This window comes from Rhodopseudomonas infernalis (assembly GCF_022271405.1).
Lineage (GTDB): Bacteria > Pseudomonadota > Alphaproteobacteria > Rhizobiales > Xanthobacteraceae > Rhodopseudomonas > Rhodopseudomonas infernalis.
On sequence record NZ_JAJNAL010000014.1, the window covers coordinates 59,450 to 73,794 of the forward strand.

At 63.6% G+C, this 14,345-nt stretch carries 10 protein-coding genes and 1 tRNA gene; 8 read left to right on the forward strand and 3 right to left on the reverse strand.

The genetic code is table 11. The features are described 5' to 3' along the window. Window positions 1-2: 2 nt before the first annotated feature. The 4 genes from LPW26_RS11885 to LPW26_RS11900 all read left to right on the forward strand — a co-directional run bounded on the left by LPW26_RS11885 (window position 3) and on the right by LPW26_RS11900 (window position 5,726). On the forward strand, window positions 3-623 hold the full coding sequence (locus tag LPW26_RS11885; RefSeq protein ID WP_238735405.1) for a K(+)-transporting ATPase subunit C: 621 nt from the start codon (window positions 3-5) through the stop codon (window positions 621-623). Continuing rightward, the gene (locus LPW26_RS11890; RefSeq protein ID WP_238735407.1) at window positions 623-3,319 is read left to right on the forward strand and encodes a sensor histidine kinase; all 2,697 of its coding nucleotides are present in this window, start codon (window positions 623-625) and stop codon (window positions 3,317-3,319) included. Before LPW26_RS11885 ends, LPW26_RS11890 begins: the two co-directional genes overlap by 1 nt. Continuing rightward, window positions 3,316-4,008: a response regulator gene (locus LPW26_RS11895; protein WP_238735408.1), complete on the forward strand. Its 693-nt coding sequence runs from the start codon at window positions 3,316-3,318 to the stop codon at window positions 4,006-4,008. The genes LPW26_RS11890 and LPW26_RS11895 overlap by 4 nt, the downstream gene beginning before the upstream one ends. A gap of 125 nt (window positions 4,009-4,133) precedes the next feature. Continuing rightward, a complete protein-coding gene (locus LPW26_RS11900; protein WP_238735409.1) occupies window positions 4,134-5,726 on the forward strand; it encodes a gamma-glutamyltransferase family protein in 1,593 nt (530 codons plus the stop codon). A gap of 349 nt (window positions 5,727-6,075) precedes the next feature. Here the strand turns inward: LPW26_RS11900 and LPW26_RS11905 are convergent, their stop codons facing one another. Together LPW26_RS11905 and LPW26_RS11910 are read right to left on the reverse strand one after the other, a co-directional pair. Then, window positions 6,076-6,609 (reverse strand): hypothetical protein, encoded by a 534-nt coding sequence (locus LPW26_RS11905; RefSeq protein WP_238735410.1) that lies wholly within the window; start codon window positions 6,607-6,609, stop codon window positions 6,076-6,078. 99 nt (window positions 6,610-6,708) lie between these two features. After that, window positions 6,709-8,313 carry a histidine kinase famiy protein gene (locus LPW26_RS11910; RefSeq protein ID WP_238735411.1) on the reverse strand — a complete coding sequence of 535 codons (1,605 nt, stop codon included), beginning with the start codon at window positions 8,311-8,313 and terminating at the stop codon, window positions 6,709-6,711. Window positions 8,314-8,541: 228 nt separating this feature from the next. Between LPW26_RS11910 and LPW26_RS11915 the strand changes: the two genes are divergently transcribed. From LPW26_RS11915 to LPW26_RS11930, 4 genes are all read left to right on the forward strand, one after another. Next, on the forward strand, window positions 8,542-8,949 hold the full coding sequence (locus LPW26_RS11915) for a YccF domain-containing protein (RefSeq protein ID WP_238735412.1): 408 nt from the start codon (window positions 8,542-8,544) through the stop codon (window positions 8,947-8,949). A gap of 108 nt (window positions 8,950-9,057) precedes the next feature. Further along, window positions 9,058-9,134: transfer RNA gene (locus tag LPW26_RS11920), tRNA-Arg, on the forward strand. A 382-nt stretch (window positions 9,135-9,516) separates the two neighbouring features. Then, window positions 9,517-10,380: an AAA family ATPase gene (locus LPW26_RS11925; protein WP_238735413.1), complete on the forward strand. Its 864-nt coding sequence runs from the start codon at window positions 9,517-9,519 to the stop codon at window positions 10,378-10,380. A gap of 19 nt (window positions 10,381-10,399) precedes the next feature. Then, on the forward strand, window positions 10,400-12,721 hold the full coding sequence (locus tag LPW26_RS11930; protein ID WP_238735414.1) for a S8 family peptidase: 2,322 nt from the start codon (window positions 10,400-10,402) through the stop codon (window positions 12,719-12,721). A 599-nt stretch (window positions 12,722-13,320) separates the two neighbouring features. On the opposite strand, the gene LPW26_RS11935 is transcribed toward LPW26_RS11930, so the two are convergent. Next, a complete protein-coding gene (locus tag LPW26_RS11935) occupies window positions 13,321-14,262 on the reverse strand; it encodes a sensor domain-containing diguanylate cyclase (RefSeq protein ID WP_238735416.1) in 942 nt (313 codons plus the stop codon). Window positions 14,263-14,345 lie beyond the last annotated feature (83 nt).

Sequence of the window (14,345 nt, forward strand, 5' to 3'; positions counted from 1 at the left end):
CCATGTTGAAAGAAATCCGCCCGGCGATCGTGTCGTTCGCGGCCCTCGCCTGCCTCACCGGCCTGATCTATCCGCTGGCGATGACCGGCCTCGCCCAGGTGCTGCTGCCGACGCAGGCCAATGGCAGCCTGATCGAGAAGGACGGCCAGGTGATCGGCTCGACCCTGATCGGCCAGTCGTTCGCCGCGCCGACCTACTTCCACGGCCGTCTGTCCGCCACCACCGCGCCCGACCCGCAGGACGCCAGCAAGACCGTGCCGGCGCCCTACAACGCCGCCAATTCGATGGGCTCCAATCTCGGCCCGACCAGCAAGGCGCTGGCGGACCGGCTCAAGGACGATGTCGCGGCGCTCCGGCAGGAAAACCCCGGCCAGCCGGTGCCGGTCGATCTGGTCACCACCTCGGCCAGCGGCCTCGACCCGGACATTTCGCCGGAGGCGGCGCTGTTCCAGGTGCCGCGTATCGCCAAGGCGCGCAACCTGCCGGAACCCACGCTGCGTGGGCTGGTCGAACAGCAGACCGCCGGCCGCGAACTCGGCGTCCTCGGCGAACCGCGCCTCAACGTACTGAAATTAAACCTGGCGCTGGATAGACTTCGGGCTCCGAAGCAGCCGGGCACCTGATGTCGACCTCCACCGTCACCGCACGCGCCTCGCCTGACGCCCTGCTGGCGCTCGCCGGCAAGGAAGGGCGCGGCCGGCTCAAGATCTTCGTCGGCGCCGCCCCTGGCGTCGGCAAGACCTATGCGATGCTGTCCGCCGCGCGCAGCGAGCGGAGCGGCGGCCGCGATGTGGTGGCGGGCCTGATCGAGACTCACGGCCGGCTCGAGACCGAGCAACTGCTACAGGGGCTGGAGCAGCTGCCGCGCCGCCCGATCGTGTATCGCAACCGGGTGATCGGCGAGTTCGACCTCGACGGCGCGCTGGCGCGCCGCCCCGGGCTGCTGCTGGTCGACGAATATGCCCACACCAACGTGCCCGGCAGCCGGCATCCGAAACGCTGGCAGGACATCGATGAACTGCTCGCCGCCGGCATCGACGTCTGGACCACGCTCAACATCCAGCACCTCGAAAGCCTCAACGACGTCGTGCTGAAGATCAGCAAAATTCGGGTGCGCGAGACCGTGCCCGACACCGCGTTCGACCGCGCCGACGAGATCGTGCTGGTCGACCTGCCGCCCGACGAGCTGCTGAAGCGGCTCGCCCAGGGCAAGGTCTATGTGCAGGACACGGCCGCCCGCGCGGTCGAGAGCTTCTTCAAGCCGCAGAACCTGACCGCGCTGCGCGAGCTGGCGTTGCGCCGCGCCGCCGAGCGGGTCGACGCCGCGCTGGTCGAGCGGATGCAGGCGCACGCGATCGAGGGGCCGTGGGCGGCCGGCGAGCGCATCCTCGCCTGCGTCGGGCCGGACGCCGGTTCACCCGGCGTGGTGCGCACCGCCAAACGGCTGGCCGACCTGATGGACGCGCCGTGGATCGCCGTGACGGTGGAGCGTCCGGGCGTCAATCTGCAGACCGCCGCGCGCAGGCAGATCGACACGACGCTGAAGCTGGCCGAGAGCCTCGGCGCCGAGATCCACACGCTGACCGGCGCCGACCTGCCGGACGAACTGCTGCGCTTCGCGCGGTTTGAGAACGTCACCCAGATCGTCATCGGCCGGCCCTGCCGTACGTGGCGGCGGCTGCTGTCGCCTTCGCTGCCGCTGCAGCTGCTGCAGCGCTCGACCGACATCGCCATTCACCTGGTGCCGACCCAGGCCGATCCCGCGGAGCGCGGGCACGCGTCGCTGGCGGCGCGCTTCGAAGCTTCGACCCCGGCGCACTTCCTCTACGCGGCCGTCGCGGTGGCCGGCGCCGTGCTGGTCGGCAAAGCCGTCGGGCAGCTGATCCCCACGGCCAATCTGTCGGTCGTGTTCCTGATGGCGGTGCTGTTCAGCGCCGTGAAGTCCGGGGTCTGGCCGGCGATCTTCGCGTCGGTGCTGTCGTTCCTCACCTACAATTTCTTCTTCATCGCTCCGCTCTACACTTTCACCATCGCCGAGCCGTACGAACTGCTGGCGCTGCTGGTGTACCTGGTGGTCGCCTTCGTGGCTGCGACGCTCGCGGGCCGGCTGCGCGAGCAGGCGCGCATCTCCGCCGGCCGCGTGCGGGCGATGCGGCGGCTGTACGAATTCACCCGGCGGCTGTCGGGCCTTGCCACCAGCGACGACATCGCCGAGGGCGCCGCGAGCGAGATCCACGCCAGCCTCGCCCGGCCGGTGATGGTGCTGCTGCCGCGCGGCGACGATCTGACGCTGGCCGCCGCCTGGCCGCCGGAGGACGCGCTCGACGAGGCGGCGATGACCGCGGCGCGCTGGGCCTTCACCCACAACGAGCCGGCCGGCTTCGAGACCGGCACGCTGCCGATCGTGCCGTGGCGCTTCGTGCCGGCCCGCACCAGCGCCAAGACCTACGGCGTGATCGGCGTGATGCAGCAGCCGAACAGTGCGGCGCTCGACGCCGAGGCGCAGGCCCTGCTCGACACCCTGACCGAGCAGACGGCGGCAGCGCTGGAGCGCGCCGCGCTGACCCGCGACATGGTGAGCGCCCGCACCGCGACCGAAACCGAACGTATCCGCAACACGCTGCTGGCCTCGATCTCGCATGACTTCCGCACGCCGCTGTCGTCGATCCTCGGCTCCGCCACAAGTCTGTCGACCTACGGCGACAAACTCGACGAGGCCGCCACGCGGGACCTGCTCGCCAACATCCGCGAAGAGGCCGAAGGCCTCGACGAGATGGTGCGCAATCTGCTGTCGATCACCCGGATCGAATCCGGCGCGCTCGAGCTGCGCCGCGACTGGGTCGACCTGCGCGAGATCGCCGCGCGGGTGATCGAGGCCGCGCGCCGCCGCGGCGCGGCCCAGCAGCTCGACTTGGCCTGGCCGCCCGATATCCCGCTGGTGCGGGCCGACGCCGCGCTGGTCGAGCAGGCGCTCGGCAACATCGTCGCCAATGCGGTGGCGTATACGCCGGCCACTTCGCGTATCGTCGTCGATGCCGAGGCCGACGATGCCGCCGTGCATCTGCGGATCACCGACAACGGTCCCGGCATCCCGGCGACCGAGCTGCCGCATATCTTCGACCGCTTCGTGCGCGGCACGCGGGACGCGCCACCATCGTCCGATCGCGGCCAGGGCGTCGGGCTGGGACTGGCCATCACCCGGGGAATCATGGAAGCGCATGGCGGGACGGTGTCGGCCAGTCTGCTGGCCAACGGGCACGGCACCCGTTTCGTGCTCAGCTTCGGCCGGGACCCGACACAGGAGACGCCGGAGCCATGAGCGTGAAATCGCGCGTGCTGGTGGTCGACGACGAGCCGGCGATCCTGCGCTTCCTGAAGCCGGCGCTGGAAGCCAACAGCTACGACGTGGCGCACGCCGCGACCGTGGCCGAGGCGATCAAGCGGATCGCCGCGGACGCGCCCGACATCGTGCTGCTCGACCTCGGCCTCGCCGATGGCGACGGCAAGGACGTGATACGGCAGGTCCGCGCGTGGTCGGATCTGCCGATCCTGGTGCTGTCGGCGCGCGAGCGCGAGGCCGAGAAGATCGAGTCGCTCGACCTCGGCGCCGACGACTACGTCAACAAGCCGTTCAACACCGGCGAGCTGATGGCGCGGATGCGTGCTGCGCTGCGCCACCGGATGCAGCGCAAGGCAGAACCGGTGACGCTATCGGTCGGCGGCATCGAGATCGACGTGCTGCGACACCGCGTCACCCGCGATGGCGGCGAGATCAAGCTGACGCCGAAGGAGTTCGACCTGCTGGCCTTCCTGGTGCGCCACGCCGGCCGCGTCGTCACCCACCGCCAGATCCTCGCGGCGGTGTGGGGGCCGGCGCACACCTCGGACACGCAATATCTGCGGGTCTATATCGGCCAGCTGCGCCAGAAGATCGAAGCCCGCGCCGACGCGCCGCAGATCATCCTGACCGAGCCCGGCATCGGCTATCGCATCGGCGAAGCAGGCTGACGCACTCAGCCGCAAGGCCCCATGCTGCAAGCGAGGATTGTGGCGCCGCGCGTTCGTGTGTTTGATGCGGCACGCCACGATTTTGCGCCGGCGATTGTCAGCATGCAGCGAGAGCACGACCCGTGATGCCCGATCAGTTCAGCAATCTGCAGCAAATCCGCAAGCCCGCGATCGTCTCCAAGGGCGGCATCGTGGCGGCGCAATCGCGCCGTGCCGCGGAGGTCGGCGCGCGGGTACTGGCGGCGGGCGGCGACTGCATCGACGCGGTGATCGCCACCACCTTCGCGCTCGGCGTGCTCGAGCCGTGGATGAGCGGGCTCGGCGGCGGCGGCGCGATGGTGCTGTATCGGGCGCGCGAGGACAAATACGAAGTAATCGACTACGGCATGTGCACGCCCGGCAGCCTGCGCACCGCCGACTATCCGCTGACCGGCGCCGGCGCGGCGTCCGATCTGTTTCCCTGGCCGCGCGTCAAGGACGACCGCAATCTGCACGGGCCGGGCTCGATCGCGGTGCCGGGCGTCGTCGCCGGCATGGACGAGGCACATCGCCGCTACGCGAAGCTGCCGTGGCAGGAGCTGGTAGCGCCGAGCATCGCGCTGGCCGGCGAAGGCCTCGCGGTCGACTGGTGGACGACGCTGATGATCGGCAGCGCGGCGGCGGATCTGCGCCGCTACACGGCGAGCACGGCCTCCTATCTGATCGACGGGCTGCCGCCGCAGTCGCCATGGGGCATCCAGGCCGAAACGCGGCTGCCGCAGACGCGGCTGCAGGCGACGATGGCGCAGCTCGCCGCGCAAGGTCCGCGCGACTTCTACGAAGGCGATCTGGCGCACAGCATCGCCGCAGATATCAGCGCCGGCGGCGGATCCTTGACGGTCGCGGATTTGTCGTCGTTCCGCGCCCATGTGCGCGAGCCGCTGAAGATCCCGTATCGCGGCGGCGTCGTCTATGCGACGCCCGAACTCACCGCCGGTCCGACGCTCGCGCATACGTTGCGCGTGCTGGCGCAGGAGCTGCAGGCGCATGACGGCGAGCCCGACGCCGAGGCCTACGCGGCCTATGCGCGCGCGCTGCAATCGGCCTATGCGGAGCGGCTGGCCGACATGGGCGATGCCGATGGCCGCCGCGCGCTCGGCGCCGAGCATCTGGCGCCGGCCTGTACCACTCATTTTTCCGTGGTCGACCGCGACGGCAACATGGCGGCGGTGACGCAGACGCTGCTGTCGAGTTTCGGTTCGAAATTCGAAACGCCGCGCACCGGCATCATGATGAACAACGGCATCATGTGGTTCGATCCCGAGCCGGGCCGTCCCAATTCGCTGGCGCCGGGCAAGCGCTGCCTCACCAACTACACGCCCGTGGTCGCGCAGGCCGCCGACGGCCGCCGCCTGGCGCTCGGCGCCTCGGGCGGCCGCCGCATCCTGCCGGCGGTCGCGCAGATCCTGTCGTTCGTGATGGACTACGGCATGGACCTGGAGGCGGCCATGCATCAGCCGCGGATCGACGCCAGCGAAGGCGCGGTCGTGATCGGCGACGTCCGCCTCCCGACCGCGACACGCGCCGCATTGGCAGAGCGGTTCCCTTACGCAGAAGCGCGGGTGCAGACGGTGCCGATGAAGTTCGCCTGCCCGAGCGTGGTGCTGCGCGAGCGCGACAGCAACGCCGGCGCGACCGAGATCGCGCAGCCCTGGGGCGACGCCGTCGCCGAGAGCTGAGCGCGCTCGAAAGAACCCCAGCTCGCGCTGCCCACCAGGGGCAACTACGCGCAGTCCTGCGCGAATTACCAGGCTGAATCGATCAGGTCTGAAGATCGATGTAATCGGCGCGGGAGAGTTGCAAACGATCCCGTCGCGGTCACTTTACAACCCGCTGCTACACAGGCGCCGACCGGCCGCGACGCGGCCACTGCCTGAGAGCTGCGGAGATGTCAGACACCAACCGTGAGTGCCGGCTGGCGTGCCCGAATTGCGCGCGCGACATGCTGCTGATCGGACGGCTGCCGAAGCTGCAGTTGCGGCGGCGTGTGATGGTGTACCGCTGCGACAGCTGCGATAATGTGGTGATTCAGGAAGACTCCAGCGCCAGCCCGTTCGCGGCCGCGGCGCTGCGCGACTCCACCCGCAAAGGACCGTAACTCATCCACGGCCCCTGTAGTTCGTCCGGCTGCAACGTCGGCCCGGAATCGAGCAGGTCGGATCCAAGCAAATCCAACGCAGACGTATCGCTCAATGCGTCCTGCGCCGGCACGATCGCGGCGAACGCCTTCCACTTCTCCGGCTTGAACGACGTGATCGCGTCGAGTTGCGCGACGGCATGCTTGCGACCGTCCGGCCCGTCGATCGAGACGCGCCAGCCTTCGCTTTCCCACACCCGCGCCTTGGCGAGCGCGATCAGCGCGCTGTTGCGCACGCTCTGCATCTTCTCGTCATCGCGGATCGCCGTCACGGTGTAAGGCAAGCGTGGTGTCTCCTGTCGAAGTCGCGCGTCGAATCTGGCCGAGGGCTTTGGCCGCAATTCGCCGCCACGGTGGCGATTTTGCGATGCGCGGAACACCCGCGTCCGCGCGCTTGGTGTCGGTATCTTCGCGGCGTAGCGCACGACGCAGCCATGAGGACCCCGGAAGGCTGGGGCGTCCGGACACGCCGGACGATGACGGCGGGGATCGGAGCGAGTGCTTTGCCTCGCGCGATTGAGCGTTCAGGTCACGCCGGTCGGACCGTCGAGCAGATGTCGGACACGGCGGATCAGATCCGTGCGGCGATACGGCTTGTTGATGATGTCGAACTCTTCGGACGAAGCGTCCTGCTGTTCGACCATGGCCTCGGAATAGCCGGTGGTGAGCAGCACCTTGAGCTTCGGCTGCCGCTTCAGCGCTTCGCGCGCCAGCACTGCGCCGTTCATGCTGCCGGGCATCACCAGATCGGTGAACAACAGATCGAACCGCGTCTCCGCGTCGAGCAGCTCCAGCGCTTCGCGGGCATTGCCGGCCATTTCGGTCTGATAGCCGAAATCCTCGAGGATTGATCGCGCCAGCTCGGCGACCTCCGGCCGATCCTCGACCACCAGAATGCGCTCGCTGCCGGCGCGATCCATCGCCATCGGGGCCCGGATCGACGGCTTGGGCAGATCCTGCATGGTGGCGGGAAACAGCAGCTGCACACTCGTGCCGTGGCCGATCTCGCTGTAAATATGCGTACTGCCGCCGGACTGGCGGGTGAAGCCGTACACCATCGCGAGGCCGAGGCCGGTGCCCTTGCCCTCTTCCTTGGTGGTAAAGAACGGCTCGGTGACGCGCTTGAGGATATCGGGCGAAATGCCGTTCCCGGTGTCGGTCACCTTGAGGATGACGTAGCGTCCACCGCGCGGCACGCCGAACTGCAGCGTGTCTTCCTCGGCGACCTCCTTGTTCTCGGTGCGGATCGTCAGCGTGCCGCCGTTCGGCATCGCGTCGCGCGCATTGACGAACAGGTTGAGCAGCGCGACCTCGGCCTGGGTCTGGTCGATGCGGCTGTTCCACAGCTCGCTCTGCGTCTTGACCTGGACGTCGACGTGCTCCCCGAGCGTGCGGCGCGCCAGCTGTACCAGCGTCTCGATCATGTTGTTGAGATTGATCGGCCGGCTGTCGAGCCGCTGCTTCCGGGCGAACGACAGCAGCTGCTGCGTCAGCGTCGCGGCGCGCGCCGCCGCCTGGCGGATATTGTCGACCGCGCGCTGGTGCCGCGGCGCCAGGCTGTCGCTGGCGGACTGCAGCGTGTCCGCATAGCCGATGATCACCTGCAGCAGATTGTTGAAGTCGTGCGCGATGCCGCCGGTGAGCTGGCCGATCGCTTCCATCTTCTGCGCCTGCACCAGCGAGGTTTCGGCGTCGCGGCGGCGCGAGACGTCGAGCTGCGAGGCGAAGAAGTACACCAGCTCGGCGTCACGATTATACACCGGGCTGACGAACAGCGCGTTCCAGAACGCCGCGCCGTTCTTGCGATAGTTCAGAATCTCGACGGCGACATCGCGGCGGTTGGCGATCGCCTCGCGAACGACCGCGACGGTGTCGCGATCTGTCTCCGGCCCCTGCAGGAAGCGGCAGTTGTTGCCGACGATCTCGCCGAGATCGTATCCGGTCATTTCCAAAAACGCCCGATTGGCGAAGATGATCGGATTGTCCGGCTGGCGCGGATCGGTGACGATCATCGGCATCCGCGTGGTCTCGACCGCGGCGAAGAAGATGTCGTGATTCGGATGGCTGAGATCGGTAGCATCGCCGCGATCGACGACCGCGCGCTTACGGTGGTGCTGATCGTCCGGCATTCAATAGGAGCTCCAAGGTGGCAACGGGAACTTTAATGCGGTAATTCCGGTTCCGTTCCGGACCGCAGCCAGTTGCAGCGCAGCATCCCGCCTAAAAACGGTAATTCAGTACGGAAATCGCACGCGTTCGCGGGACATCGAACTCAGGCCTCGCCGGTCCGCCGCCACACCACAGACCTCGCACTCCGACTCATCGACAGTTCCCCCTTCTCCGAGAGAACCCCGACCATGTCGCCCGTCTCCCTGCTTCTCAACATTCTTTGGATTGCGCTCGGCGGCTTCTGGATGGCGGCCGGCTGGGTCCTGGCCGCGGTCATCATGGCCATCACCATCATCGGCCTGCCCTGGGCCCGCGCCGCCTTCAGCATCGCCGCCTATACGCTGTTCCCGTTCGGCTACATGGCGGTGCCGCGCGAGATGGTCACCGGCCGCGACGACCTCGGCACCGGCCCGCTCGGCGTCATCGGCAACATCATCTGGTTCGTGGTCGCCGGCTGGTGGCTGGCGCTCGGCCATCTGATCACCGCCGTCCTGCTCGCCGTCACCATCATCGGCATCCCGTTCGCCTGGGCCCACATCAAACTCGCCGGCATCGCCCTGTGGCCGATCGGGAAGGCCATCGTGCCGGCGGAGTGAAGGGGGACGGGGGAGTAAAGGGCCGGCGGTGCGGGTCGGCCAAACCGACCACGCCGCCCCTCTGGCCCGTTGCCGAGCCGCCGCCAATCGGCTACAGGAACGAAGCACGCACCCGTAGCTCAGCTGGATAGAGCGTTGCCCTCCGAAGGCAAAGGTCACACGTTCGAATCGTGTCGGGTGCGCCAATATTAAAGTAATTTGTTCCAAGGGGTTAAGGCATTTTTTACCGTTCAACTCGGCGTGAACGTCTATATACAACCGGATAATCGGGTTGAAATCGTCCAGGATGGCACAACTTCTTCCAAGAAGCGTCTAGGAAAAACGGCGCGATGATCTCGCCGCGTTCACGGCTCGATGATTTTGCCATCGACACAGGCGCCGCCAGAATGAAACTAAAACAATCGCGCACGTTCGCGTTCTAAAGCGATGTGCTAGAAGCTATTGCGCGTCGCTCCGAGTGTATTCGAAAGGCACATTTCTCACAATGAGACACCCAGCGCATAAAAACGCTGCTGGATTGGCCTGGATGCCAAAAACCCAGGTCGAGGCAATTGTCGGAGAGGCATTATGAAGTCGCCTCGACGGAAGCCTATTACAGCAATTGAACCTGCACTGCCGCTCATCTCTCTCCGGATGCCAAAGGACGCTTCGTTCGTCAATCTAGTCGAGGTGGTTGTCCCTAAGTGCAGTCGAGACGAACTCGTACTCTCGACTGAAAATGTTCGGACTTTTTTGGGATTGCTAGAAGAGTTTCGCGGAGCCGATTTGCTGCGCCGGCATGGCTTGCAAACGAGATCAAAACTTTTGTTTTGCGGCCCGCCGGGCTGCGGGAAGACTTTGACTGCTGAAGTCTTTGCGCGCGAATTGGGCTTGCCGCTCATAGTCGCTCGGCTTGACGCCATCATATCGTCGTTTCTTGGCGAGACTGCCACTAATATCCGAAAGGTTTTTGAGGTCGCCGCTGAACAACCCTGCGTTCTATTTCTTGACGAGTTTGATGCACTGGCTCGAACAAGAGCCGACGGGTCTGAGCACAACGAGCTTCGACGCGTTGTAAACAGCCTCCTTATGCTCATTGACCGATTCAAGGGAACAGGATTTCTGATCGCAGCCACAAACCTCGAAGAAGCATTGGACACCGCGATTTGGCGGAGGTTCGATGATGTAATTGTGTTTGAATTGCCAACCAAGCGAGAGATACGCCGTCTGCTTGCGTTGAAGTTCAAAAACTTCCCCGCCCCTTCGTCCCTGTACGACAGAGTGGGCGAGCTGGAGGGGATGTCATTCGCAGATATCGATCGTATTTGTGAGAATGCGATCAAACGGACAATTCTCAAACGCTCGAAGACGATGATGGATGTCGACTTCAGCTTTGCAATTCGAGAAGCGCTGCGTCGCAAAGAAGTTAGGAAGAAGCTACAGCCACGTTAGTTCTTACAGATTTGAGAAAATGGCAAAATATAAGCACCTTATTTTACAAAAGCTTGTTGGGGAATTGGATCGTCGCAAGCATGGATTTGGAGCAGCCTCTGGCCGAGAGCCAAAAACGCATGGGGCAAAGATTCGAGATGACGTTTCGCGAACGATAGAGCGCCATAGAGAGCGGCCTGCGATTGGCGATGTTAATCCTGCATTGATTTTGAAAGTAGTCACAACCGGACTGGTTTCAGAAGACGAATGGTCGAAACTTGATTTGACCGTATTGGCAATCGAGCCAGACAAAACAATCGTGCTTTTTGCTGACGATGCCGAACTTACAAAATTCAAGGAGCGTATTGAATCTTACAACGGCGAGAAGCCGGAAGGGCAAAAGGCGCAACCATATGCTGGGCTGATCGAGGCCATCGAGACTGTTGGCGAGTTGAGTCCCGAAAATCGGATTGGGCACATATTATTATCCGAAGGATTCACTTCCGGAGATGCATTTCGAGGTGACGAGCTGACTCTCGATGTCGAGCTATGGCCGGTAGCAGATTTTAACGCCGACCTCTTCATCCATAGGGTGACCACCTCCTTGCAGCAGAATGCGGGTTCGGTAATCAGCACCTATCGCGGAAACTCTGCGCTGCTCATGCGAGTAACCTGCGGAGGCGATGCAATCAGAGCCTTGCTCCAACTGCCAGAAGTTTCATCGATTGACCGACCTCCAGTCCCCGATTGGCCCGACCTACCACATAGCGAGATTACGCTGGAAAACGTGCCGCAAATGACAGACGCCCCTGAGGATGCTCTGGTTATTGGGGTAGTAGATAGTGGCCTTACTACAGCCCACCCTTTCTTGGCTGGGTCGATTATTGCGGCGTTCGGGGAGCCTAACTCTCTCGGAGACAGTGACGAAAAGGGGCACGGCACTCCGGTATCCGGAATTGCCGCTTTCGGTGATTTACGACAGGCGCTTTCTTCCCCGCCAGTTGACGCAAAGTTTCGTATCGCAAGCGCGCGAGTCGTAAACGGCGAAGGTCGCTTTGATGACGCACAGCTCGTTCCGGTACAAATGGAGAATGCAATACGGCGACTCCACAGCGAGTATGGATGCCGAGTAATCAACGTCTCACTTGGAGACATCAGCAGACTCGTGAGCGATAAGCCGAGCTCTTGGGCGGCTGCTCTCGACACTATGGCACGCGAGCTTAACCTCGTTATCGTGGTGTCAGCGGGAAATGCCTCGTCTGCAAAGCTAGCAGCATATGGAGACAGAATTTCCGACAATTATCCTAAATATTTGCTCGAACCCTGGAACCGCATTTTGGAGCCCGCAAGCGCGGTCAATGTATTGACTGTTGGCTCTATTGCTCACTCGAACGGACTATCGGCCGCTGATGAGGACAACGTAGGGGTCCGCCCTATCGCGGACATAGCTCAGCCTTCCCCATTCACTCGGGTTGGCCCCGGTGCTGGCAAGGTTATGAAACCTGATCTTGTTGATTTCGGCGGCAATGCTGTCTTCGATGGACCAACGCAAGCCCTTCAGCACGGAGCAAATAGATCGAGTGCTGGAATCTTGTCCACCCATCACCGTTACCTCCAGCACCTCTTCAACACAAGTTCAGGAACTTCATTCGCAGCTCCACTCGTCGCTCATAAGGCCGCTTTACTTCTGGAGAGTTTACCGGACGCATCTGCAAACTTGATCCGTAGTCTGCTTTGTCTTTGTGCCGAGCATCCAGAAGCTGCTGTCCGTTGCTTGGGCGACGATGATGACGACCTATTTAACGTGCTTGGCTACGGCATCTGTGATGTCGAGCGAGCACTTTTTTCCGAAGACAATCGCGTGATTTTATATGCTGAAGATACCGTACCAGCCGACAAGTTTTTTGTGTACGAAATCCCGATACCGGAGGTTTTCCAGAATAAGGGCGAGCGGCAGATACGGGTTGCTTTGGCCTTCGACCCACCGGTACGCCATACGCGCTTTGACTATGCCGGGAGCAAACTGAGCTTTCGGCTCATAAGAGGGGCAAGCTCTAAGGACGTCTTTGATGCGTTCCGCAAATGGGAGGCCGGAGAGGGTGAGGCCACCATTATCGGTGGCGCTAAGCAGTGCGATCTCAAACCCGGCTCTCAACGCAGAGAGCGAGGCACCTTGCAGTGTGGAACGCTTACGATGCGGCAGGATACCGGGAGATACGGTAACAGTTACTACCTGGTCGTACGACATGAGAGCGGATGGTCGGCCGCCGACCAAAAATTTGCTGTAGCAATCGAAATGAGGGCAAGTGCGGACATCCCGCTTTACGCTCGCATCCAAGAGAGGGTCCGTGTGCGTGTGTAGCTTGGATCGAGCCGACAGGCAGTCAAGCGCAGTAAGATAAATTGCGAACTTAATCTTCCTCACAAGCCTCTCCTGCAATTTACAATGGCTCCTTCTGCGTGCGCCAGCACTCAGAGCGGCGGGTGTAGACGCTGCCAGATCAGCCGACGACGGATAAATTGGTGCATAGACCTTGCTCGTATTGTTCAATGAGCGCACCATCTCGGGGCCACTCTCGGAAAACGTGGGGTGACGGCACAACTACGCAAGAGCGCTGATCGGCTTCTCGTGAAATTCGCGGAAGACACCATCAATTGGAATGTGCAGAGAGCCAGCACGCGCTCGACATTGTATTCGCGTGAAACGCATCCTGTAGCAGTATGGCTGGGGTTCAAGGTCCCAAAAGGAACGGATGACCAACTGCATTTGCCCCGCAGTACCCCTGTTAACATCGCCATCCCTCGCTATTATTGGAGCGATTGGAGGCAGGGGACGGCTACATTGCTACTCACTAATATTTCCGAAGGCAAAGGTCACACGTTCCAATCGTGTCGGGTGCGCCAGCCTGCGTCTCAGACCATATCTCCGACGCCGCAATCCCACGGCCGCCGCTCGCCCCCTTACGCCGCCCTGCTCTCCGCCTCGTCCCCGATCACATGCACGCGATTCCGGCCGGCCGCTTTGGCCTGATACAGCGCGGCGTCGGCTTCGGCGAACAGGTCGACGATGCGGCGGCGGTGGGGGCGGCCGATCAGGGCGGCGCCGATCGAGGCGCTGACTTCGATGCGGTGGCCGCTCCAGAACAGCGGACGGTTGAGCATCACGGTGGTTTGCCGCAGCACCTCGGCGATCCGCGCCGGTGTGCTCGGCGCCTGCAGGATGATGGCGAATTCGTCGCCGCCGAGCCGGCCGACCAGGCCGGCGTTGCGGAAGGCGTGCCGCAGCCGCTGCGCGACTTCGCACAGGCAGGCGTCGCCGGCGAGATGGCCGAGCGTGTCGTTGAGCTCCTTGAAGCCGTCGAGGTCGATCAGCACCAGCGCCGACGCGGAGCCGTGATTGAGGCTATCATTGACGACCTCGAGATAGCGGGCCTGGAAGATCGCCCGATTGGCGAGCCCGGTGAGCGGATCGGTTTCGGCCTGCAGGCGCAGGCTGTCGATCGCCTGCCGTTCGGCGGTGACGTCCTGCTTGGCGCCGAAGATCCGGACCGGCCGGCCGCCATCCCGTGCCGCCTGGATCGACAGCCGCATCCAGCGCCGTTCGCCGCGCCATGTTCGGATCTCGGTATCGAGCGTGACCGGGCGGCCGCTGCGGATCACCTCGGCGCGGGCGATCTCCATGTGCCGCCGCGAGTCGTCGACATAGAGGTCGACGATGCTGCTGCGGCGCAGCGGATTGCCCTGCGGATAGCCGAAGATGTCGTAGACGCCACTGGTCCAGCTCAGCCGTTCGGTGGCGAGGTCGCATTCCCAGGCGCCGATGCGCGCGGCCTGAAGAGCCTGATCATACAGCCGCAGCCGCACCTCGTCCGACAAACCCGAAGCAGCAGGGTCTTCCCTCATCGACGATCCGGCAGCAGTCCAAGACTTTATCTGATTACCTGTAACCTAAAGCGAGCCAGTTAATGATCCCTCTATGCCAGCTG

What these genes read in the sequence shown, in the direction of transcription:
- LPW26_RS11885 (WP_238735405.1), top strand. Translation starts at nt 3, where the DNA reads ATGTTGAAAGAAATCCGCCCGGCGATCGTGTCGTTCGCGGCCCTCGCC.
- LPW26_RS11890 (WP_238735407.1), top strand. Translation starts at nt 623, where the DNA reads ATGTCGACCTCCACCGTCACCGCACGCGCCTCGCCTGACGCCCTGCTG.
- LPW26_RS11895 (WP_238735408.1), top strand. Translation starts at nt 3,316, where the DNA reads ATGAGCGTGAAATCGCGCGTGCTGGTGGTCGACGACGAGCCGGCGATC.
- LPW26_RS11900 (WP_238735409.1), top strand. Translation starts at nt 4,134, where the DNA reads ATGCCCGATCAGTTCAGCAATCTGCAGCAAATCCGCAAGCCCGCGATC.
- LPW26_RS11910 (WP_238735411.1), bottom strand. Translation starts at nt 8,313, where the DNA reads ATGCCGGACGATCAGCACCACCGTAAGCGCGCGGTCGTCGATCGCGGC.
- LPW26_RS11915 (WP_238735412.1), top strand. Translation starts at nt 8,542, where the DNA reads ATGTCGCCCGTCTCCCTGCTTCTCAACATTCTTTGGATTGCGCTCGGC.
- LPW26_RS11925 (WP_238735413.1), top strand. Translation starts at nt 9,517, where the DNA reads ATGAAGTCGCCTCGACGGAAGCCTATTACAGCAATTGAACCTGCACTG.
- LPW26_RS11930 (WP_238735414.1), top strand. Translation starts at nt 10,400, where the DNA reads ATGGCAAAATATAAGCACCTTATTTTACAAAAGCTTGTTGGGGAATTG.
- LPW26_RS11935 (WP_238735416.1), bottom strand. Translation starts at nt 14,262, where the DNA reads ATGAGGGAAGACCCTGCTGCTTCGGGTTTGTCGGACGAGGTGCGGCTG.